This is a genomic window from Microvirga massiliensis (assembly GCF_001006805.1).
Classification (GTDB): Bacteria; Pseudomonadota; Alphaproteobacteria; order Rhizobiales; family Beijerinckiaceae; genus Microvirga; species Microvirga massiliensis.
Map to the genome: position 1 here is coordinate 1,023,162 of NZ_LN811350.1, position 22,487 is coordinate 1,045,648.

The 22,487-nt window shown below is 63.9% G+C and carries 20 protein-coding genes; 16 read left to right on the top strand and 4 right to left on the bottom strand.

All coding sequences use genetic code 11. The features are described from left to right. The first annotated feature begins 22 nt into the window (after positions 1–22). The 4 genes from BN1233_RS04720 (at position 23) to BN1233_RS04735 (ending at position 4,065) form a co-directional block, all read left to right on the top strand. The gene (locus tag BN1233_RS04720; RefSeq protein WP_046862202.1) at positions 23–1,108 is read left to right on the top strand and encodes an extracellular solute-binding protein; all 1,086 of its coding nucleotides are present in this window, start codon (positions 23–25) and stop codon (positions 1,106–1,108) included. A gap of 171 nt (positions 1,109–1,279) precedes the next feature. Continuing rightward, entirely contained in the window at positions 1,280–2,167 is an 888-nt protein-coding gene (locus BN1233_RS04725; protein WP_046862507.1) for a cation diffusion facilitator family transporter, read from the top strand. Positions 2,168–2,399: 232 nt separating this feature from the next. Beyond that, positions 2,400–3,233 (top strand): sulfite exporter TauE/SafE family protein, encoded by an 834-nt coding sequence (locus BN1233_RS04730; protein ID WP_046862203.1) that lies wholly within the window; start codon positions 2,400–2,402, stop codon positions 3,231–3,233. A 502-nt stretch (positions 3,234–3,735) separates the two neighbouring features. Next, the gene (locus BN1233_RS04735) at positions 3,736–4,065 is read left to right on the top strand and encodes a hypothetical protein (RefSeq protein ID WP_046862204.1); all 330 of its coding nucleotides are present in this window, start codon (positions 3,736–3,738) and stop codon (positions 4,063–4,065) included. Positions 4,066–4,289: 224 nt separating this feature from the next. On the opposite strand, the gene BN1233_RS04740 is transcribed toward BN1233_RS04735, so the two are convergent. After that, on the bottom strand, positions 4,290–4,544 hold the full coding sequence (locus tag BN1233_RS04740) for a hypothetical protein (protein ID WP_046862205.1): 255 nt from the start codon (positions 4,542–4,544) through the stop codon (positions 4,290–4,292). Between the two features lie 618 nt (positions 4,545–5,162). Here BN1233_RS04740 and BN1233_RS04745 point away from each other — a divergent pair. After that, positions 5,163–5,705, top strand: coding sequence for a hypothetical protein (locus BN1233_RS04745; protein WP_046862508.1), 543 nt, complete (start codon positions 5,163–5,165; stop codon positions 5,703–5,705). Between the two features lie 957 nt (positions 5,706–6,662). Here the strand turns inward: BN1233_RS04745 and BN1233_RS04755 are convergent. Continuing rightward, on the bottom strand, positions 6,663–7,727 hold the full coding sequence (locus BN1233_RS04755) for a dipeptidase (protein WP_046862207.1): 1,065 nt from the start codon (positions 7,725–7,727) through the stop codon (positions 6,663–6,665). Positions 7,728–7,872: 145 nt separating this feature from the next. Here BN1233_RS04755 and argH point away from each other — a divergent pair, with 145 nt between their 5' ends. The 4 genes from argH to BN1233_RS04775 all read left to right on the top strand — a co-directional run bounded on the left by argH (position 7,873) and on the right by BN1233_RS04775 (position 12,039). Beyond that, complete coding sequence (argH, locus tag BN1233_RS04760; RefSeq protein ID WP_046862509.1) at positions 7,873–9,237, top strand: argininosuccinate lyase; 1,365 nt, start codon at positions 7,873–7,875, stop codon at positions 9,235–9,237. An 86-nt stretch (positions 9,238–9,323) separates the two neighbouring features. Further along, positions 9,324–11,051 (top strand): sensor histidine kinase, encoded by a 1,728-nt coding sequence (locus BN1233_RS42605; RefSeq protein ID WP_048708758.1) that lies wholly within the window; start codon positions 9,324–9,326, stop codon positions 11,049–11,051. Positions 11,052–11,253: 202 nt separating this feature from the next. After that, on the top strand, positions 11,254–11,691 hold the full coding sequence (locus tag BN1233_RS04770; protein ID WP_046862511.1) for an Hsp20 family protein: 438 nt from the start codon (positions 11,254–11,256) through the stop codon (positions 11,689–11,691). A 72-nt stretch (positions 11,692–11,763) separates the two neighbouring features. Then, entirely contained in the window at positions 11,764–12,039 is a 276-nt protein-coding gene (locus BN1233_RS04775) for a BQ00720 family protein (RefSeq protein ID WP_046862208.1), read from the top strand. 41 nt (positions 12,040–12,080) lie between these two features. Here the strand turns inward: BN1233_RS04775 and BN1233_RS04780 are convergent, their stop codons facing one another. After that, entirely contained in the window at positions 12,081–12,845 is a 765-nt protein-coding gene (locus BN1233_RS04780; RefSeq protein WP_425311674.1) for an alpha/beta hydrolase, read from the bottom strand. Positions 12,846–13,103: 258 nt separating this feature from the next. On the opposite strand from BN1233_RS04780, the gene BN1233_RS04785 reads away from it, so the two are divergent. From BN1233_RS04785 to pheT, 7 genes are all read left to right on the top strand, one after another. Then, positions 13,104–14,327 carry a glycosyltransferase family 4 protein gene (locus BN1233_RS04785; protein WP_046862209.1) on the top strand — a complete coding sequence of 408 codons (1,224 nt, stop codon included), beginning with the start codon at positions 13,104–13,106 and terminating at the stop codon, positions 14,325–14,327. 282 nt (positions 14,328–14,609) lie between these two features. Beyond that, the gene (gene infC / locus BN1233_RS04790) at positions 14,610–15,131 is read left to right on the top strand and encodes a translation initiation factor IF-3 (RefSeq protein ID WP_244470820.1); all 522 of its coding nucleotides are present in this window, start codon (positions 14,610–14,612) and stop codon (positions 15,129–15,131) included. Positions 15,132–15,759: 628 nt separating this feature from the next. Beyond that, positions 15,760–16,863 carry a TDT family transporter gene (locus tag BN1233_RS04800; protein ID WP_046862212.1) on the top strand — a complete coding sequence of 368 codons (1,104 nt, stop codon included), beginning with the start codon at positions 15,760–15,762 and terminating at the stop codon, positions 16,861–16,863. Between the two features lie 321 nt (positions 16,864–17,184). Continuing rightward, on the top strand, positions 17,185–17,385 hold the full coding sequence (rpmI, locus tag BN1233_RS04805) for a 50S ribosomal protein L35 (protein ID WP_046862513.1): 201 nt from the start codon (positions 17,185–17,187) through the stop codon (positions 17,383–17,385). Positions 17,386–17,428: 43 nt separating this feature from the next. Then, a complete protein-coding gene (rplT, locus tag BN1233_RS04810; protein ID WP_046862213.1) occupies positions 17,429–17,800 on the top strand; it encodes a 50S ribosomal protein L20 in 372 nt (123 codons plus the stop codon). 163 nt (positions 17,801–17,963) lie between these two features. Beyond that, complete coding sequence (pheS, locus tag BN1233_RS04815) at positions 17,964–19,046, top strand: phenylalanine--tRNA ligase subunit alpha (RefSeq protein ID WP_046862214.1); 1,083 nt, start codon at positions 17,964–17,966, stop codon at positions 19,044–19,046. 124 nt (positions 19,047–19,170) lie between these two features. Beyond that, the gene (gene pheT / locus BN1233_RS04820; protein WP_046862215.1) at positions 19,171–21,591 is read left to right on the top strand and encodes a phenylalanine--tRNA ligase subunit beta; all 2,421 of its coding nucleotides are present in this window, start codon (positions 19,171–19,173) and stop codon (positions 21,589–21,591) included. Between the two features lie 30 nt (positions 21,592–21,621). On the opposite strand, the gene BN1233_RS04825 is transcribed toward pheT, so the two are convergent. Further along, positions 21,622–22,419 carry a HesA/MoeB/ThiF family protein gene (locus BN1233_RS04825; protein WP_046862216.1) on the bottom strand — a complete coding sequence of 266 codons (798 nt, stop codon included), beginning with the start codon at positions 22,417–22,419 and terminating at the stop codon, positions 21,622–21,624. Positions 22,420–22,487: the final 68 nt, after the last annotated feature.

Consider the following 22,487-nt stretch of genomic DNA (forward strand, 5'->3'; position numbering starts at 1 on the left):
GGGGAGCCGGCAGGGAGGGGGAATGCGGGCGCACGGGGTCCGTCTACTTGTCTTGCTAGCGGCGCTCGCGCCTCTTCTGCTTCCGGTTCCCGCGGGCGCAGGAGGAAAACTTCGTCTCCTGACGTGGGCCGACTATGTGCCGCAGGAGGTCGCCGAGCTCTTCACCCGTGAGACCGGCATCGAGGTCGAAGTTACCCTTTCCGACAACGAGGACATGATTCGACGCCTTCGGGTGCTCGATACGGAGCCGTTCGACTTGGCGCAACCGAGCCAGGATCGGGTGGCGGGCCAGATCGGGGAGGACGCTCTCTACAAACCGCTGGACCTGTCCCGAATTCGGATGGATCTCGTGATCCCGTCGATGTTCGAGGCGACCCGCCGCAACACGAGCCGGGACGGGCAGATTTACGGTCTGCCGCATGTCTGGGGGACCGACGGTCTCATCCTGAATCTGCCGCATACGCCCGGCGTCTCGGATTACGCAGATCTCTGTAACCCGAACCTCGCCGGACGCGTCAGCGTCCGCGCCAAACGTGCGACCCTGATCGCCTTCGCGCTCTCTCGAGGACTCGATCCCTTCGAGGCCTACAAGGACCCGGTCGCCTACGAGAAGATGATGGAGCGGGTCGTGGCCGAGCTCGAGGCCTGCCGAGGGAACATCCGCTTCTTCTGGGACACGAAGGCCGAGCTTCTCGACGCGCTCCGCCGCGGCGAGATCCATGCCGCACTCGCATGGGATACAGGCGGATGGGAACTCAACGCCGAGAACCCGAACATTCGCTTCGTGGCCCCACGGTCGGGCGCTCTCGGCTGGATCGATACTTTCGCGATCCCCGCGAAAGGACGCAACGACGACGCGGCCTATCAATGGATCAACTTCAATCTGCGCCCTGACATTGCGGCCATGGTCGCCAGGTCGGCGAGAAACTTCACGGCATCCCGAGGCGCCGACCGCCTGATTGATGAGCGCTTGCGGTCGCAGTTCGCTGAGAGCTTTCCGAGAGCGGCGATAGAGAACATCCAGTGGTACCCCGCCGTGCCCGCCGGCCTTGAAGAGATCGAGGCTCGCGTGCTGGCGCACCTCCGGCGAGTCATTCCCTCGCGCTGAGCCACCATCCTGGACGCGACTCCCGGGCATTTCCGGAGCTGCTCTTGCGACGGATTTGCAAGTGAAATCAATGGCTCGCGCGGCTCGGCCAAATCCGCTATGACGCGCTATCCTTCGATTCCGGACAGGCCTCGCCTCGCGACCGGCGGTCCCGCACTTGTGAGCTCGTCCATGGACCGCGTCCAGAAATTGGCCGGCGGCAGCATTGCTATTGGCCTTGCCGTCCTCGGCCTCAAATTCGCGGCCTATTACCTGACCGGGTCCATCGCGCTGTACTCGGATGCCCTCGAGAGCATCGTGAACGTCGTCACTGCGGTGGTGGCTCTCCTGGCAGTGCGCACGAGCGCGAAGCCGGCGGACGCCAACCACCCTTACGGCCACCACAAGGTCGAGTACTTTTCTGCCGTGATCGTCGGCGTCTTCATCATCGTCGCCGCGCTCCTGATCTTCCGCGAGGCTTTCCTAGGCTTCATGAGCCCGAAGCCCTTCGACCCCTCCATGGAGGGCCTGCTCGTTAATGGTCTGGCGAGCCTGATCAACGGTGCATGGTGCTGGATCCTCATCCACCAGGGGCGGCGCTCACGGTCTCCGGCCCTGGTCGCCGATGGCAAACACCTCCTGACCGATGTCATGTCGTCGGTTGGCGTCCTGCTCGGCGTGATGCTGGCTGCGATCACGGGCTGGCTGGTCCTCGACGTCGTGTTGGCCGCGCTCGTGGCCGTGAACATCCTATGGTCGGGCTGGCAGCTCATGCGGGAATCCGTCGGCGGCCTCATGGACGAGGCGGTGCAGGATGACACCCTGAACCGGATTCGCGAGGTGATCTCGACCAATGCCGAGGGCGCTCTCGAGGCTCACGATCTCCGCACCCGCCATGCGGGCCGGATGACCTTCGTCGACTTCCACCTCGTCGTGCCCGGCGAGATGTCGGTGTCCTGCGCCCACGACATCTGCGACCGCATCGAGCGGGCGCTGCGGGCCGAGGTGGAGGATGCCCTGATCACGATCCACGTGGAGCCGGAGAACAAGGCGAAGCACACGGGCATTGTCGTGCTTTAAGGAGCATGGCTGCCGCGGCTCTCACCCCGGAGGCTGGCCGGCTTGGGCGGGGCTCATTTGCTCGGGCGGTTTCCATTCGCTTTCACAACGGGGCAGGCTTGAGGTGATGCGCTGCGAGCGGTGCAAGAGACTTCCGGGACGCCCGACACGGCCGATGATCACGGCCCCGCGTGGGACAGAATTCTGCAATCCGAGCCATTTCTATCGAACCATCAATCATTCGCGGTGAGCAATGCCAGGGGATATGGCCTTCGGTGAGCTTCTTGCTCTGAGCGTGTACTTCGCGGCAGGGGGCGCCATTACCGGAATTCTGGCAGGCGTCTTCGGGATCGGAGGGGGCACGGTCATCGTGCCTGTGCTCTACCAGCTCTTCGGGCTCATGGGTGTCCCGGAGTCGGTGCGTATGCATCTGTGCATCGGCACGTCCCTGGCCGCCATCATCCCGACCTCGCTCCGGTCCTATCGTGCTCACGAGGCTCGCGGAGCCGTGGATCCCAAAGTCATCCGCCAATGGGCAGTACCTGTCATGATCGGGGCGGTGTTGGGTGCTGTCATTGCGGCCTTCGTCTCGTCCGGGCAGTTGCGAGGCATCTTCGCGGGCATTTGCACCTTCAACGGCTTGCGCTTCGTGTTCGGAAAAGAGCACTGGCGCCTCGCCGATGATCTTCCCGGGCCAATCGCGATGGCGGCATATGGCATCGGGATCGGAGTTTTTTCGGCCCTCATGGGGATCAGCGGGGGGCAGCTCATCATCATGATCATGACGCTCTACAACCGACCGATTCATCAGGCAGTTGCGACGTCCGCCGGACTGGGGGTCCTGACATCAATTCCCGGCGCCATCGGATATGTTCTGACGGGCCTGCCGGAGCAGGGCCTCCTTCCGCCGCTGTCGATCGGCTATGTATCGCTGATCGGGGCGGCTCTTCTGGCTCCGATCAGCGTTTGGACGGCTCCGGTCGGCGTTCGTTTGGCGCACGGGATCTCCCGGCGGACATTGGAGCTCGTCTTCGGCATCTATCTTCTCGCGATCGCCGGGCGGTTTTTCTGGAGCATTCTGCACTGAGATTCTTTCCCGCTCAGAGATTCAAGAAACAAAGTCCTGCTGGAAGCAGATGAGGGCGGGAAAGATCTGATCGATGTCGGTGCGGCGTGCGCAGCGAATGATGGACCGCCGCCAGACGCGGTCGAGCCATGCGAGTGTGCGCTCCACGACCCTCCGATGTCATCCGTGAGCATCTGACGGCTGTCGATCCTGCGCGAGACGATGAGGATCTTGATGGGCCACCCGTGACAGGCGAGGCGGCTCACGGCGACTGCCCGAGTGCGGCACGAAGAGGATGACGATCCGCACGGCGTGGTCATACAGCCTAGTGGCGTCTGTCCTCACGAAACGGGTAGGAAGCACCACCAAGTGCTCGGCAAACAGCGCACCCGAAGTGGATTTTGGCTCCAATCGTAGCGTCGCGGGAGTAGTAGCCTATAGTTTGGCCAGCATTCCGCCATGGCTATGTGACAGGAGTTTGCATGTGGTGCTGAGTGGTCCCCACACCCGACGGGAGATCGTCATGAGGAGAGCCGTATTCCTGGTCATCGCCTGTGGGTTCGCAGGACCTGTATGGGCGCAGGACACCCCGGCCGGCATGACCCCGATCATCAGCGCAAAGTACGGCGAGCGGGTTTGCGGTTACAAAGTAAACCTCCAAAAGCTTACGGATCATATCCAGCGAGTGTCGGGCATACCAGCAGTGTCAGTTTTTCAAGACCCCGAACTGACCACGATAATGGATCACATGTGGAAGCGGTATGATGAGATGGGTAAGCACAAGGCTTGCCCTACCATCCTCCGGGAGTATGGGCCTCGGGGCACTCTGGCTCGGGGTGTTCTCAGCAGATGACATTGCGCACCCCTGCAGGCCCTCCGCTGAGACAGGCCCGTCGGTAAGCCGCAACCACTACCCCGGATCGCCTTCAGGATCCGTTGGTCGAGTGTGCCGGATATACTCCCGCGGAATGGATCAGATGGTTTTTGTTACCTGATGACGTACCGACAGGCTGTAATGGACATACGAACGCCCTCCTCGAGCAGGTCCTTCCATTGGATCGGGCCATGAGGCTTGGATCAGCACCCGTTGCAGATGCCACGTTCGACGAGGCGGTCGATTTCGCGGTCCATGCGCTCCATCTCGCCATCAGCTACCGTATCGATCGACGAGAAGTTATTTCGCGGCTCTGTGAAGACCTCCCGTTCGAGCTGACGCTGAGACGGGATCCGGATCTCTCCGGAAGCCGTGAATGGTCCGGTTCTGGGCTGCGGCCAAGCTGGCGAGGAGGCGAGTGCAAACCCAAGTGTTATCGCGATGAAAGCGGCCCTCATTGCAGGAACTCCTCAAGATCCGAACGGCATGTGTCCTTCGTTCCGGCACCAAAATTGGTCAATGACATCACATTGGGCCGAGACTTGCTTGACCGATCAGGACAAGGGCTGAACACTTTTCGATACCATCGCCGAAATCCACGCGACGAACTGCACTGTTCGACCGGGTTCGCTGACGGAAGCACTGATCAAGGGCATGAAGCGATGACGAATGGCCGGCTCGCAAGCCGGCGCACGGACTGAGAGAAGGGAGTGCCCTTGAATGAGAGTCGGTGAGCCTATCCCTCGTTCGAGGATGCCTCTCCGTTCGACCTACCCGGAAGAGGCAGCACGCTACTCCTAATTTGTTCAGCGACGCTCCTGTTTATGCGAACGCGCAGACGCAAAGAAGCCGACATCGATAGACAGAATAGACGCGCTGGTAAGCTAGTGCCGTGGACGGTCCAGCTCCCGAAGTCATGGGTCCCCGGGACTGCTCTCGCGACACCCGCTTTCATGGCCGAGCCTGGGTTCCCGCGCCGCATCCTCCTCGAGGCGGTTGAGACAGAGGACGCTCGCAGGACGGCGCGGATCTGCGTCCAAGTTGAAGCTGTTCTGGTTCACAACTGGAGAAGCGTCATGACCCGATTGCCTGTTCTGGCGATAGCGGCGCTCACCCTCGTCGCCTCACCCTCCCTCCTTCTCACAACGACTATCCCAGCGGCTGCCCAGGATGACGATTGGGGCGGTGGCGAATCCGGTGGTAGCTTGCGCGACCTTGTGCGGAGTTGGCTTCAGGAGCGCGGCGATCGCCGCGATGTCCTCATGGATCTAATCCAAGAGCGCCGGGACTGGCGCGACCAGTTCATGGATTTGATGCAGGAGCGCCGGGACTGGCGCGACGAGCTCAGGGATTTGATCCAGGAGCGCGGGGATCGTCGCGGTGAACTCAGAGAATTCCTAAGGGACCATCCATGGCTGGGCGAGCGCTTACGCGAGCGCCTGCGCGAACGCGTGGCCTCGCGATGGGACGACGAGGACGAGGGCGGCGGCTTGCGAGGTCGCTTGCGGGAGCGTCTTTCTGAGCGCCTGGGCGGGGACTGCTATATTCTCACACGCAGCCTCAGGAACCAGGACGGAAGTCTTCTGGTCTTGGTTCGCCGGCGCATCTGCCGTGACTAGTTCGCACCTGGATCCAACCGACAGGAGGAGTGAATGAAGAAAGCCCTTCTTGTGGCGGCCTGCCTGATGCTGGTCGCGCTGCCTGCCTTCAGCCAAATTTCGGACGAACCTGAGGACCGCGGCTCGTCCTACAGTCGACGAGATCGTGACCTAGAAGATCTCCTGCGCGGGCTTGACGAGAGGAGGTCGGGAGGCGGCCCAGCGCGCGGCGCCGGTTTTCTGCTGCGCGCCGGGGACGTAACCCTGGCCGTGCGGTGTGATCCGCGAGATTCCATGAGGGCATGCGTGGACGCGGCCACGACATTGATGGAGCGGGCGCGCACAGCGATGCCGTCCGCAGGCGGAGCTGGCGGTGCGGCTCCTGGAGCACCCCCGCCCAGATAACCTGCTTACCAAGCTGCGCCGTCCAACCGCGGCGCAGCCTTCCAGATGCGATCCTGATGATCGACGACACGGCTCTGCCCAAGAAAGGTATGGTCCTGGTTAGTGTTGGCGCGCAGTACGCGTCATGCCGACCGCAACAACTGTCCAGAGATACTTCCGGCTGTCGAGGATGCTTGCCTGGCACACACGGCTACGCTTCGGCAGCGACTTTCCTGGCTTCGCGGCTTCTGATCTCTCTGCCATGTGCGGGATCGTAGATCGCGATCACTTCAGTTTGTCGTCAACTCCATCCCGATCACCCCGGCAATCGACGTCAGAGACTACCAGAAGAGCTGGAGGAGATTCGGAGGCTCTTGTTGCCGAACGCCATGTACCTGGCTCTGGTCGCTCCGGGAGCAGAAGCGGCTTTGTAAGTAATCGCCTGAAATGCATCCATTGCACGGGGACATGGCCCCCTATGGGGGCTTGCGTCCTGTTTTGTGTCGGACGCTCTTGATCGAGCGGGCTAACCTGGTCGGGGCTGGCGTGCCCAGCCGGCCTCTGGTCGATCACCACGCCCTTGGGACCGCGATCTCATTCGCCCCAGGTCCGCCGCAGCACGTCGATCCAGTTCTCGAAGGCGATCTTGCGGATCGTGGCTTCGTCATAGCCGTGGCGCCGCATCGCTTCGAGGAGGCGCGGCAGTCCACGTGCATCGCCGATCACCGCCGGTACGGTCGCGCCGTCGAAATCCGAGCCGAAGCCGACACCCTCAACGCCCACATGCTCGATCAAATGATCGAGATGCCGGATCATGTCCTCGAGATGAGTATCCGCATTGCGCTGCCCGTCCGGGCGAATGAAGGCCGTCGCGAAGTTCAGGCCGACCATCCCACGGCTCTCGCGAATGGCCGCAAGCTGGCGGTCGGTCAGGTTGCGGGAATGAGGGCAGACCGCATGGGCGTTCGAATGCGTAGCCACGAGCGGCGCATCGGTGAGACCGGCGACATCCCAGAACCCGGCCTCGTTGAGGTGCGAGAGGTCGATCATGATCCTGCGGCGATTGCAGGCCCGCACGAGTGCGCGCCCGGCCTCGGTGAGACCGGGTCCGATGTCAGGAGACGATGGAAACCGGAACGGCACGCCATGCCCGAAGATGTTCGAGCGGCTCCAGACCGGACCGAGCGAGCGCAGGCCGGCAGCGTGCAGGACGTCCAGCATATGGAAGTCGGGATCGATGGCTTCCGCCCCCTCGATGTGGAGCAATGCTGCGAGGACGTGATTCGCGATGCAGTCGCGAAGGTCGGCCGCACTGCGGCAGATCCTCACGGTACCGCCCGAAAGGCGCTCGATGCGAAGGAGCAGGGCCGCCATCCGCAGGGTCACGGCTTGGGCGCTGGAAAGCGGGACCTGGGGAGGCAAGGGGACGTCATAGGTCGCCTGCGCCATCAACTCGTCGGCGCCCGAACTCTCACCCGATGGCACGAAGATCGCGAAGAGGCCGCCCGCCAATCCTCCGGCCCGCATGCGCGGCTGGTCGAGATGTCCCATTGCGTCTCCGTCGAGGAATGCGCGCTCCGGCTCGCCTCCCGGGCGCCGCATGAGCCGGAGGAGAACGTCGTTGTGGCCATCGAATACAGGGACGGTTTGTGATGTCATGAGCGAGGGTAACTCCGGTTGCTCGTCGGGGAGCGGCCGCCCGAAGCGGCCCTGGTCTCAGGGTTCAGGCTATGGCAAACGCAGGCTCCGTAAGGAAGAGGACGTGCCCGTGTCCCATGACAACTCCCGGAGCGCCGCCAACAAGATGTGGGGCGGCCGGTTCTCCGCGTCGCCCAGCGCCTTGATGGAGGCGATCAACGCCTCGATCGGCTTCGATCGCAGGATGGCCCGCCAGGATATCGAGGGCTCCCTTGCGCACAGCGACATGCTGGCCGTGCAGGGAATTATCACCGAAGCCGACCGCGATGCGATCCATGACGGCCTGCGCCGCATCCTCGAGGAGATCGAGGCGGGCACGTTCCCGTTCCGGACCGAGCTCGAGGACATCCACATGAACGTGGAGAATCGTCTGCGCGAGCTCATCGGGGAGGCAGCCGGGCGCCTGCACACGGCCCGCAGCCGAAACGATCAGGTGGCGCTCGATGTGCGCCTGTGGGTCCGCGACGCGCACGACCGGACGGAGGCCCAACTCGGAGCTCTTCTGCGCGCTCTCCTCCAGAAGGCGGAGACCCATGCCGCAACGGTGATGCCCGGCTTCACGCACCTCCAGAGCGCTCAGCCCGTCACGTTCGGCCACCACATGATGGCTTATGTCGAGATGTTCGGGCGCGATTGCGCCCGCATCCGCGACTCGCGCGCTCGCCTCAACGAATGCCCGCTGGGCGCGGCGGCGCTGGCGGGCACCTCCTTTCCGGTCGACCGGCACCGGGTGGCCAACGCCCTCGGCTTCGATGGACCGACACGCAACTCCCTCGATTCGGTCGCCGACCGGGATTCAATCCTCGAGTTCCTCTCCACGGCAGCGATCTGTGCCGTGCACCTGTCTCGCCTTGCCGAGGAGATCGTGATCTGGATGTCGGCCCCGTTCGGGTTCATCCGGCTTCCGGACCGCTGGACGACGGGCTCGAGCATCATGCCGCAGAAGCGCAATCCGGATGCCGCAGAGCTCGTGCGCGGCAAGACCGGCCGGGTGATCGGGGCTCTCGTTGCCACGGCAACCATGATGAAAGGGCTTGCGCTCACCTATTCGAAGGACATGCAGGAGGACAAGGAGCAGCTCTTCGACGCGGCCGATACGCTCGAGATCGCGCTCGCGGCCATGACGGGCATGGTCGAGGATCTCGAACCCGTGCCGGAGCGCATGGCGGCCCTTGCGGGCGCCGGCTATGCGACCGCCACCGACCTCGCTGATTGGCTCGTCCGGGAACTCGGCATGCCCTTCCGCGACGCTCACCACGTCACGGGGAGGATCGTCGCCGAGGCGGAGCGCCGCGGGCTCGGCCTCGAAGACCTGCCGCTCTCGATCATGCAGACCGTAGAGCCGCGCATCACGGCCGACGTGAAGGCGGTGCTCGGTGTCGAGAACTCGGTTCGCTCGCGCACCAGCTTCGGCGGAACCGCGCCGGAGCGGGTGCTGGAGCAGGTCGCGTGGTGGCGTGAGAGGCTTTGAGGAAACTGTCGCGTTTGCCTGACGCCGTGAACGCTCCATCTACCGGCCGATGGACATCCCGTCAGCTTTCTGAGGACGGATCTTTCGTGCGCGAAAGCGGAGGACCCGTTGCCCTTGCCGACGCCGACGCATCGTCGCTGCGGGCGGAGAAATCACGTCCACGAACCCTTTTCTACATCGCAATCGCCGTTCTTGCAGCCCTTGTGCCGCTCATCCTGATCGCCGGGATCTGGATTCGGGCTGTTCTCGAGGAGAACGAACGCGATCGGCGCGATTATCTGACCGGCCGCGCTGCAACTCTGTCCACGCGCCTCGACGTTTATATCGACCAGCAGATCTCCGTCCTGCGAGCGCTCAGCCTGCTGCCTTCACTCGACGCGCCCGATCCGGCTCGCGCGGAACTCGCAGCGACCCGCGTGATCTCGGCGATCCCGCAATGGGCCGCGATCACGTTGGTCGACGTCGCCAGGGGAGAGCAGATTCTCGATACGCTGCGACCGCTCGGCTCCCCATTGCCGCCGCCAATCGCGCCGGACCTCGTCAAGGAAGTCGTCGCGAAGCGGACCCCGATCGTTCAGCCACACTATCGCGGCGAGGCCGGCGCTTATCCGGACGACAGTATCCTGATTTACGTGCCGGTCATCAGGGCAGATCAGGTCCGCTACGTCCTGGGTGCGATCCTCCGCATCGAGGCGATCCAGGATCTCATGGCGGCCTGGGAAGGCGGACTCCTGAAGGTCGTGATCGACCAGAGAGGGCGCATTCTCGCGCGGTCGGGCGCCGTCGACGAGTATATCGGCCAGGAGGCCAACGAGCAGCTTCGCGCCAACACGGCGGATCGCGATACCGGCCTCTTCGTCGCCGAAACTCTCGACGGTCAGCAGATTTTCACCGCGTTCGAGCGTTCCCCATTGACCGGCTGGCTCGCCGTCGCGGCAACCGATTATGGGCAGTTCGACGCCATCTCGCAAAGGTCGAACTGGTCGCTCGTCGCAGCCGGTGCCCTCAGCCTTGCGATCGCAGTGGCCCTGGCGATCTTCCTGTTTCACAACTTCATGGAGCGGCGGATCAGCGAGGAGCGCTTGGCCGCCTCCCGCGCCCTCGGGGAGCTCGACGCGCGCCTCCTGGCGACGACGCAAGAAGCGCTTGCGGAACAGCATAAATCGGCGTCCGAGCGCGAGGTGCTGCTTCGCGAGATCTACCATCGGGTCAAAAACAACCTGCAGATCATCCAAAGTCTGCTGCGCCTCGGATCTCGCGACCTCGGTCCGGACCAGCAGGAGCCCTTCGAGAGTGCCATCCGGCGGGTCGGGGCGATGGCCCGCGTCCACTCGCTGCTCTACCAGTCGCCCGATCTGGCCTCGATCGATTTCAGGGATTATCTCCGGGACGTCGTTCAGGAGACGGCCGAGGCCTTCGGCGCGGAAGCGCGGGGAATTGCGACCGCCCTCGACACCGAGGCGATGCGAGTTCCTCTCGATACGGCCGTACCTCTTGCCTTCATCACCGTCGAGATCCTGACGAACGCCTTCAAGCACGCCTTTCCGGCCGGGCGCAGCGGCACGATCAGTATCTCGGCACGCCCGGAAGAAGGGCACGGCGTGCTCACGATCACCGACGACGGCGTCGGCCTTCCGGCCGGCAAGGGGCGAAGGCGGACTCTCGGCCTGACTCTCGTCATGAAGCTCGTCGAGCAGATCAACGGGTCTCTCGAAGCCCCCGACGTCGGTCGATCCACCTACCGCGTGACCTTCCCGCTCGCCCATCCGGCGCCGGAGCGGCTTCCCCAGGATTCGGATCCGGGCCAATCCTGACCGGGAAGCGGCTCTATCGCTCCAGGATGGCGCGATTTCACTACCCGTGAATCGTGGGACCTGTCGCGGAGGCTACCGTAGCGGTATCGCCGAACGCTCTTGATCGGACCCACAGCCGTCGCCATATCGGGTCAGCGGGCGATGCCCGCAGGAGCGCCGATAGCCGGGCTCGTTCCGAAGTGCCGCAACCATGGGCTTCGACATGTCGCGTCAATCGCCCTTCGGGCATCCATTCCTCCTGGGCTTCGATGAGATCGAGCAAGCGCTCGATCGCGTCGCGAAGGCGCCAAGCGACGGCTGGCCGCCATACAATATCGAGCGCCTCACTCGGACCGAACTGGAGCCGGAACGTCTGCGAATTACGCTCGCGGTTGCGGGGTTCACGCGGGATCAACTCGAGGTCAGCCTCGAAGAAAATCAGCTGGTCATTCGCGGAAAGCAGCAATCCGAGGACAAGGGCCGGCAGTTCCTTCACCGCGGAATCGCCGCCCGGCAGTTCCAGCGGGCGTTCCTCCTCGCAGACGGAATGGAGGTGCTCGGAGCCGATCTGTCCAACGGACTTCTGTCGATCGATCTCGTGCGGCCTGAGCCGGAGCGGATCATTCGCAAGATCGACATCATGGCCCGGGACCGGGCCTGAAGGAGCAGCCGGTGTGTCCTGCCGAACGGATATGGCGGCAATCCTGATCAAAAAGCGGGCTGGAGAAATCAGATGACAGACGTTTTCAAAGCCACAACAATCGATTCCACCGTGCCGATCGAGCCTGCAGAACTGGCGGCGCTGGGCGAGGGGCAGGTCGCCTACGTCAAGCCTCTGCTCTCGGACGAATTGCGGCGCCTGTTCCCCCAGGCACCCGAGATGGCACCGGGCCTTCAGCTCTTTGCGCTCCTGTCCGCAAGCGGAACACCGATCCTCGTGGCCGACACCCGCGATGCCGCGCTCGCAAATGCCTGGGCGCACGACCTTGCTACGGTGAGCCTCCACTGAGATCTGCGCAGCATCGCAGCAGGAGCGGGTGAGCGGCTCACTCAGCTGCGCTGCGCCATGGCCTCTACGGCGTCGGCCAGACGCTCGAGGTCCTGCGGGCGCGAGAGGCGGTGATCGCCATCGTTGATCAGCGTGAGGGCCACGCTGTCACCGGGCAGATGCTCGACCAAAGTCAGCGCATGCTGCCAAGGCACGTCGGGGTCTTCCATGCCCTGCAGGATGTGGACGGGGCAACCCGTGGCAAGACTGGCCCCGAGGAGGATGTGGCGCCGGCCATCCTCGATCAGATTCCTGGTGATGCGATACGGCTCCGGGGAATAGGCTGAGGGGCGCTCCCAATAGCCTGCTCCCCGGATCGCTTCGCGAGCATCCTCGGTGAGGCGGTTCCAGATCAGCTGTTCCGTGAAGTCGACGGCCGGTGCGATCAGGACCATGCCTCGGGGCTGCTGTTCCGGAGGCAGCTTGCGAGCCAGGAGGAGGGCAATGTATCCGCCCATCGAGGACCCCACCAGGACCGGGTTGCCCGGGGCGAAGGCATCGAGAACCGCCTGTGACTCCTCGAGCCACCGGGAGATCGTCCCCTCCTCGAACGTTCCATCGGATTCACCATGTCCGGAATAGTCGAAGCGCACGAAGGCGCGTCCGGTGCGCTCCGCCCAGGCGTCGAGCCATGAGGCTTTCGTGGCGGACATGTCGGACTTGAACCCGCCGAGCCAGACCACCGGCGGACCTTCACCCTGCCGGGTTCGGACAGCAATCCGCCGCAATTCAGGTCCCTGACCCACACTCAGGATGTGCCGCATCATCCGCCGAACCTCGAATCTCCAAAGAGTAGCCCGGTATAGGGGCCAGACTCGCGCCGCAATGCCGAGCCGTGACGCTGTGGCCGATATCCTGCGCCTTCGGCATGTTTAATGAGTCCTTGATCCACTGAGCGGTGGCCGTGCCTAGGGCCCTGGGCACCTGCCGGGCAGCGCTCAGTGAATGGTATGGTTAACTGATCCTCAACCCTGGCGGGCGACGCTTTGCGGTGACCCGAATCTTGTGAGAAGGCTCCTCCACCGGTGACGTTCCCTGCGCGATCCGGCAACAGCGCCTTTCCGACCTCGGCCCAGCATCCGCTCGCCGGGCGGACGATCCTGCAGGTCATCCCCGAACTGGAGGCCGGCGGCGCCGAGCGAACCGCCGTCGATGTCGCCGCAGGCCTTGCTCAAGTCGGCGCGCGCGCACTCGTCGCAAGTGAGGGCGGGCGCCTCGTCGGGGAACTCCAGGCGAAGGGCGGTGTCTGGGTCCCGTTTCCGGCCGCGACCAAGAATCCTGCAAGTATGCTCTACAATATCCGCAGGCTTGCCCGGCTGTGCCACGGTGAGCGCGTCGCGCTCGTCCATGCCCGGTCCCGCGCGCCGGCCTGGTCTGGCCTCGGGGCGGCGCGCGCTCTCGGGATTCCCTTCGTCACGACCTATCATGGGAGCTATTCCGGGCGGTCCGGCATCAAGGTGCAATACAATTCCGTGATGGCGCGGGGCGACGCAGTCATCGCGAACTCGCAATACACCGCCGACCTAATCCGGTCGGTCTATCCGGCTTCGGCGGATCGGATCCGGGTGATTCACCGTGGGACGGACTTTTCGATCTTTACCCCGAGCGCCGTGGCTCCCGAGCGCATCGAGGCGCTTCGGAAGAATTGGGGGATCGCGCCGCATGAGCGCATCGTGCTCCTGGCGGCCCGCCTCACGGGATGGAAGGGCCAGACGGTGCTCATCGAGGCTGCGAGCCGGCTGCGCGCAGCCGGGCTCCGGGACGTCGGTTTCGTGCTGGCAGGAGATCCGCAGGGACGGGATTCCTATGTTCGGGACCTCGACAATCTCATCAAGGCTCGAGGGCTCGAGGGCGTCGTTCGCCGGGTCGGTCATTGCATCGACATGCCGGCCGCCTTCCTCGCGGCCTCGGTCGTCGCGGTTCCCTCCACCGAGCCCGAGGCTTTCGGCCGGTCTGCCGTGGAAGCACAGGCCATGGGAACCCCGGTCGTGGTATCCGACCTCGGCGCCGTTCCGGAAACGGTTCTCTTTCCGCCGCGCGTTCCACCCCAGGAGCGGACCGGGTGGCGGGTGCCGCCGGGAGATGCGGACGCCCTGGCTGTCGCTGTCGGCGACGCCCTGTCTCTGGGGGCCATGGGCAGGGCTGCATTTGCCGCGCGAGCCCGCGCTCACGTCGAGCGTTGCTTCTCTCTCGAGCGTATGGTGGGCGACACGCTTGGAGTCTACGTCGCCTTGCTCAGGGGTGCCTGATTACCCATATTCATGAGTTGACTTCTCACGGCTTCCCTGGTTTGCCCGCCCCGGAGGACTCTCCGGCGGGGTGGGACTGCCGTAGAGTTTGCACCGTCAGGATAAGCGGCCATGCGCCGTTCTGTGCTTGCGCGTGATGCGGTTTTCCGCAAAATGTCGAGCCGTTCGTAGCAAGTTGAGGGTAGCCTGACGCGTATCCGTGGCCTTGGCCACGCATGCGCCACTCAGGAGTCGATGCCCAGTAAACAGGAGATGTGAGCCATTCGCAGACCGATGAGACCTATGCCCGTTCCCCAGAAGGACGGGCCGCGCGCCAACCGTGACATCCGCGGTGTTCGTGACGTCCAATTGATCGATGAAGCCGGACAAAACCGCGGCGTGGTGGGCTTTTTCGATGCTCTCAAAGTTGCCGAGGATGCTGGCCTCGACCTCGTCGAGATTGCTCCGAACTCGAATCCGCCCGTCTGCAAGATCCTCGATTACGGCAAATATCGCTTCCTCGAACAGAAGAAGGCCTCCGAGGCGCGCAAGAAGCAGAAGACGGTCGAGGTCAAGGAAATCAAGCTCCGCCCGGGCATCGACGATCACGACTACGACGTGAAGATGAAGGCCATGAAGGGCTTCTTCGAGGAAGGCAACAAGGTGAAGATCACCTTGCGCTTCCGCGGGCGTGAGATGGCGCATCAGGATATCGGTCTGAGGGTGCTCGAGCGGGTTCGAAGCGACACCGCCGACCTCGCGAAGGTCGAGATGGAGCCGAACTTCGAGGGCCGGCAGGTCGTGATGGTGCTGGCGCCCCGCTAATCTTCGCGCTGCTCCGACCGACCAAAGCGATCAGCGGAACCTCTCGAAGGAAATATGTCACCCGCGGAGCACGTGCAGGCGTTCCGCGGTGACCGAGCCTAGACTGCGCGGCTCGGGCTGCCGTAGTCCCAGCGGGGCCAAAATTTAATCCCTGGCAGACAGGCGAGACGCCTAATGCTGTCCGGCAGGGCCGGCTCCGCCTTGTGCCGGGAACTCTTAAACCGCGATGCTCGAGCTGGCGTGGTGATGGACGCCGCGCCAGCCGCAGCTCCCGGGCCTGAGCCTGGCTTCCGTGATGATCTCGCTCGATCCGTCGATACGACATCGGCGGTCGACGAGGGGCTCGAGAACGATCTCTGTGAGCCGCAGTACGTCGCCTTGCATCCTGATGCAGCATCGCTTGGGCGCTGCGCAACGCCGCACGGCAGGGCGCCAGTATGCGGGTGAAGATCGATCAGAACATGCGGCGGATGAGCTTTCAACGCGTTAGCCAAAGGGCGGAAGATGATGCGCGTCTCGTCTACAGGCTGATCGGGCAGGCGAACCTCTTGCCTCAGCGAATGAGCATCTCGGGAAGACGAAGAGAGCAAATCCGCAGGACCGGCCTCATTGCCAGGGAGGGGACTGGGTGATTGCGCTGTCTCCTGGCGTGCAGCTTGTCGCGCTGGGCGCTTCCGCTCTCCTGCTTCATCGCGCCCTTGGAAGCCGTGGCGTCGCGCCCACCTCGGCTGGTGCGGTCGTCATGGCGATCGGCATCTTCATCGCGGCGGCGCTGCAGCAGATGCCGATCCTCGCTCCGCTGATCACCAAGCCTCTGTCGATCGCGCTCCTGATCATCTGGGCATCGATCGCGGTGTCCTATGCAGTCTCGGCTCTCCGGGGCATGCTCTATGTGCATTCCCGCCCCGTGATCGCCCGCTTTGCGATTGGCACCTGGGTTGCTGCAACGGCGGTGCTGGCCAGAGACGTCTTGTGGGAAATCCAGGAATGGCGGCTCCTGGCGATTCCGCTCGCGATCCTCGCCTTCGCGCTCTGGCTCTGGTTCCTGGGGCTCGCAGCGAGGGCGCTGCCCCGTATCGCGAGCATGTCCTCGCAGACCATCGTCCCTGGCGTCGTGCTCCTGGCGACCGTGAGCACACAGTCCATCGCGTTGATTGCTGTCGATCTTCTTCCGTCCGGGTCGATTCAGTTCTGGGCGATGGCGGGCCTGATCGGAGCAGGCGTGATCTTCTATGCGATCGGCTTTGCCCTGATTCTTCGCAGCCACCTGAGAGTCGCCGGGTGGACGCTGTCCGAAGACTGGGACAACACGAACTGCATCCTGCACGGAGCGATGTCCATCACGGGCCTGGCGCTCGCTTCTTATCCAGTGGCGCCGCCGATCCTCACATGGATCGTTTGGTACTATGTCCTTGCGATGCTCCTGGTGGTCGAGAGCGTCGAAGTTCTGCGCCTGATTTCACGCCTCAGGAAGCATGGGATGGGGCAGGGCGTGCTCACCTACCACGTGTCGCAATGGGCGCGGAACTTCACCTTCGGGATGTTCTATGCGTTTACCTTGCAACTGCTCAAAACGGGGGGAGCCACCGATCCGATCGAGTGGGGGAGTGAGATTGGATCGGTGATCCTGGCCTACGGATCCTGGATCGTTCTCCTGTTCCTGCTCATCGAGGTCGCACTCTATTGCAAGAGCCACCTTCATGAGGAGCGCATCCCTGCGACCAATGCGTGACCGTGGATCGAGCGATGGTCGTCCGCGGCTGGCCGGGAGCCTGCGGCAGGCTCGATGACGCTGGCGGATTTAGTCTTCCTGTGGCCCGGTGGGACTTCACCTCAGGCCATGCCGGGCCCAAAAGCCGCTCCGGATCAGCCCGTCCATCTGCCATCAGATGTTCGATGACCATTGCTTTTGGGCGTGCTCTCTGTCATAAGCCGCGCCTTCGAACCGCCCGGCCGGAAAGGGCTGCCGTGGCGGTTTGTCCTGCTCAATCGGCAGAATTCAGAGTCCCGGAGCGTCAGCGCGCTCTCGCGGGCTCGCCACAAGGAGAGCCAAATGCCCAAGCTGAAGACGAAATCGGGCGCCAAGAAGCGCTTCAAGATCACCGGTACCGGCAAGGTCCTTTATGCTCAGCGCGGCAAGCGTCACGGCATGATCAAGCGGACCAACAAGCAGATCCGCAACCTGCGCGGCACGGCGGTCCTCTTCGAGGGCGATGCACGCAACGTGAAGAAGTTCTTCCTGCCCAACGGCTGAGACGCTTCACCTTTCCAATCGCTATCCGTCGGAGAATTGAACTATGGCCCGTGTCAAAAGGGGCGTGACGAGCCACGCCAAGCACAAGAAGGTTCTCAAGGCTGCCAAGGGTTTCTACGGCCGCCGCAAGAATACGATCCGCATCGCCAAGCAGGCGGTCGAGAAGAGCATGCAATATGCTTATCGCGACCGCAAAAATAAGAAGCGCACGTTCCGCGCGCTCTGGATCCAGCGCCTGAATGCGGCAGTCCGCGAGCACGGATTGACCTATTCCCGATTTATCGACGGTCTCGGCAAGGCCGGGATCGAAGTCGATCGCAAGGTTCTGTCCGAAATGGCTATCCACGAACCGGCTGCCTTCGCGGCCTATGTGGAGCGCGCCAAGTCGGCACTGCCCCAGCAGCAGGCTGCCTGACGATCGGATCTGAGAGGGCGCGGCATCAAGTGGCCGCGCCTCTTCCCACTTCCCGAGACCTTCCCGCCGGCGGCATCGCGCTGCCCCGCATTCCGCGGATCGGGAGGCTTGACCGTTCCCGCTCCGCGCTTCACCACAGCGCCCGATTCATGAGCAGGGACCGATGAGCGATCTCACTACACTCGAACAGGACCTTCTGACCCAGGTCCAGGCCGCCGGCGACGAGGCTGCGCTGGAAGCTGTGCGCGTGGCCGCGCTCGGGAAGAAGGGGGCTGTCTCCGATCTCCTGAAGACCCTCGGCTCCATGACGCCGGAGGAGCGGAAGGAACGTGGCCCGCTGATCAATGGGCTGCGCGACCGCGTGCAGGCTTCGATCACGGAGCGCCGCGAGGAACTCGCTGACGCCGCGTTGACGCGCAGGCTCGAAGAGGAGCGGGTCGATGTCACGCTGCCGATCCAGGAGGGGCCGGAAACCCGCGGGCGGATCCATCCGATCTCGCAGGTCGTCGACGAACTCACCGCCATCTTCGCGGATATGGGCTTCGCCGTCGCGGAAGGGCCTGATATCGAGACCGATTACTACAACTTCACGGCCTTGAACTTCCCGATCGGGCATCCAGCGCGGGAGATGCACGACACCTTCTTCCTGGCTCCGAACCGCAACGGCGAGCGCAAGGTCCTGCGCACGCATACGTCGCCAGTTCAGATCCGCACGATGAAGGCCACCGAGCCACCGATCCGGGTGATCTGCCCGGGGCGCACCTACCGGCATGACTCGGATCAGACCCACACGCCGATGTTCCACCAAGTGGAAGGCTTGGTGATCGACCGCCACGCGAACATCGCACACATGAAGTGGGTGCTGGAGGAGTTCTGCAAGGCGTTCTTCGAGGTCGACCAAGTGAAGATGCGGTTCCGGCCGTCCTTCTTCCCCTTCACGGAGCCCTCGGCCGAGGTCGACATCCAATGCTCGCGGCGCGGGGGAGAAATCCGCTTCGGCGAGGGCGAGGACTGGCTCGAGATCCTGGGCTGCGGGATGGTGCACCCGAATGTCCTGCGCAATTGCGGGCTAGACCCGGACGAGGTTCAGGGCTTTGCCTGGGGCATGGGGATCGACCGCATCGCCATGCTGAAATACGGCATGCCGGACCTGCGACCCTTCTTCGAGGCCGACACGCGCTGGCTCAACCACTACGGCTTCCGGCCGCTCGACATTCCCTCGCTCGTCGGCGGCTTGAGCGCCTAGAGACCTGCGGCGGACGGTTGGCCTCTGTGCCAACCCTGCCGAACTCGGCCCCGTTTTCCTGTTTGCGGCAAGGTTCGTCGAACCAGGCTTCACCTCGCCGAACCTTGCTCTGGAGAGTCCCGCGATGAAGTTCACGCTGTCCTGGCTCAAGGATCACCTCGATACGTCGGCCTCGCTCGACGAGATCGTCACAACTCTCACGCGCATCGGTCTCGAGGTCGAAGGCGTGGAAGACAAAGGCCGGTTGCTGGCGCCTTACCGGATCGCGTCCGTGATCTCCGCGGAGCAGCACCCGAATGCCGACCGGTTGCGCGTGTGCATCGTCGATACCGGATCGGGCGAGCCCGTTCAGGTGGTCTGCGGCGCCCCGAATGCCCGCACTGGCATGAAGAGTGTGTTCGCTGCACCCGGAACTTACATTCCGGGCAAGGACATCACGCTCGGCGTCGGAACGATCCGGGGCGTCGAGAGTCGCGGCATGCTGTGCTCCGCGGCGGAGCTCGAAATCTCCGACGATCACGAGGGAATCATTGATCTGCCCGCCGATGCGCCGGTCGGAGAGCCCTACGCGGCCTATGCCGGGCTCGATGATCCCGTCATCGAGATCAATCTCACGCCGAACAGGCCCGATTGCACGTCGATCCACGGAATTGCGCGCGATCTCGCTGCAGCCGGGCTCGGTACCCTGAAGGGCGATGTCGTGCAGCAATGGCGCGGAGATCGGGAATGTCCTGTCTCCGTGCAACTCGACTTCGACGCCGGTGACGAGCGCTTGTGCCCGTTGTTCGCGTTGCGCCTCGTGCGCGGCGTTCGCAACGGCCCGTCTCCCGAATGGATGCAGCGGCGCCTGCGCGTCATCGGTCTCCGGCCGATCAACACGCTGGTCGATATCACCAATTACGTCACGTTCGATCGCGGACGCCCGCTTCACGTCTTCGATGCCGCGAAGGTGAAGGGCAACCTCACGGTGCGCCGCGCGCGGGCGGGCGAGGAGCTGCTCGCCCTCGACGGGCGCACCTACACGCTCGACGACAACATTGTCGTGATTGCGGACGAGACGGGCCCGGAGTCGATCGCCGGCATCATGGGCGGCGAGCATTCGGGCTGTGATGAAAGCACGACCGATGTCCTGGTCGAGTCGGCCTTGTGGGATCCTTTGAACATCGCGCAATCGGGACGTCGTCTCGGCATCATCACGGACGCGCGCTACCGGTTCGAGCGCGGCGTCGATCCGATGTTCACGTTGCCGGGCCTCGATCTCGCGACGCGGATGATCGTCGATCTGTGCGGCGGCGAGCCCACGAAGATAACCATCGCCGGAAGCGTACCGGACGACACGCGCCTGATCGATTTCCCGTGGAGCGAGGTGCGTCGGCTGACCGGCCTCGATGTCCCGCGCGCCGAGTCCAAGGTGATCCTCGAGCAGCTCGGCTTCCATGTCGGTGGCGGCACGGATCGCGTGAAGGTCGCTCCACCGTCATGGCGGCCGGACATTGAGGGGAAGGCGGATCTCGTCGAGGAGGTGATCCGCATAGCAGGACTCGACCGCATCGAGTCGGTCCCGCTGCCTCCGCTCGGCGGCGTCACGAAGCCCGTCCTCACGCTGTTGCAGCGGCGCACGCGTCTCGCGAAGCGCACGCTCGCCGCGCGCGGCCTCGTCGAGGCGGTGACCTGGTCGTTTATCGCCCATGATCATGCGGTGCTGTTCGGCGGGGGCGACCGGTCGCTTCGGCTCGCGAACCCGATCGCGGCCGATCTCTCGGACATGCGCCCCAGCCTTCTTCCGGGTCTGCTGCTCGCGGCACAACGCAATGCCGATCGCGGCCTGACGGATGTCGCACTGTTCGAAGTCGGTCAGTGTTTCGCGTCTGATGAGCCGGAAGGACAGACCATTAAGGCGGCTGCAGTGCGCCGCGGCATGGCAAAATCGAGTGGGGTTGGGCGGCATTGGAATGGCGGCGGGCGCGCCGTCGACGCGTTCGACGCGAAAGCCGACGCGATGGGCCTGCTGACGTCACTCGGGATCCCGACCGGCGGCCTGCAGGTCGTCTCGGGCGGTCCGGATTGGCTTCATCCCGGCCGTTCAGGAACGCTCCAGTTCGGCCCTCGGAACGTGATCGGGTATTTCGGCGAGCTTCATCCGAAGCTCCTGAAGGCGCTCGACGTCAAAGGTCCGGTGGTGGGCTTCGAGATTACCCTCGACAATCTCCCGCCGCCCAAGAGCCGTCCGACGCGGATGAAGCCGAAGCTCGTCCTGCCGGAACTGCAGCCCGTGTCGCGCGACTTCGCCTTCATCGTCCCGCGGAGTGTGCAGGCAGGAGAGATCGTGAAGGCGGCGCAGGCGGCCGATCGCCAGCTGGTCGTGGGTGTCGATGTGTTCGACGTCTACGAAGGTCCCGGCATGGAGGCGGATCGCAAGTCGGTCGCGATCGCCGTCACTTTGCAGCCGGTCGAGAAGACTCTCACGGATGCCGAGATCGAGGCCGTGTCCGCGAAGATCGTGGGCGAGGTGGCAAAGAAGACCGGAGCAGTACTGCGGGCCTGATGGCCCGCACGCGAACCGGGACCTTATCTGTCAGCGTGGGGCCTCCGGGCCTTGCGCAGTCTCGCCGCTGAGCGGGTTCTGCGGATCATATGTGTAGCGCATCACGTCGAAGCGCATCGAGCGGGCATCCACCATCAGAAGCCGGCCGACGAGGCCCTCGCCAAATCCTACGATCTCCCGGATTACCTCCAGAGCCATCAAGCTCCCCATGACCCCGGCGAGAGCGCCGAGCACGCCGGCCTCGGCACAGGTCGGAACCGTCCCAGCCGGAGGGGGCGCCGGGAACAGGCAGCGATAGGTCGGGTTCGGCCTGCCATCCAGAGCACGTTCATGGGCCCGGATCGTCGTCAGGGTTCCGTCGAACTGCCCGAGTGCGGCCGTGATGAGGGGCTTGTTCTCATAGAAGCACGCATCCGACACGGCATAGCGTGTTCCGAAATTATCGGAGCCGTCGGCGACGATGTCGTAGTCGCGCACGAGGTCACGGGCGGACGCAGCCTCGAGGCGCTGGCGGTGCTGAATCACGGCAATGCCGGGGTTCAGCCGGCAAATTGCGTCCGCTGCGCTCTCCGTCTTGGCACGGCCGATATCCGGTGTGCCATGGATGACCTGTCTCTGGAGATTCGAGAGAGAAACGGTGTCGTCGTCGACGATCCCGAGAGTGCCGACGCCTGCAGCGGCGAGGTATTGCAGCAGGGGTGCTCCGAGGCCTCCCGCGCCGACCACGAGAACGCGGGCGGATTGCAGTTTCGCCTGCCCCGGTCCACCCACGTCGCGCAACACGAGGTGACGAGCATAGCGCTCCAGATCTTCACCGCTCAAAGCCATACGCGTCTCCCCGATCTCAGTGCTCCTGGAGTTCCAAGCTCCTCGGCCGGTGCTTGGCGACTTCTCCA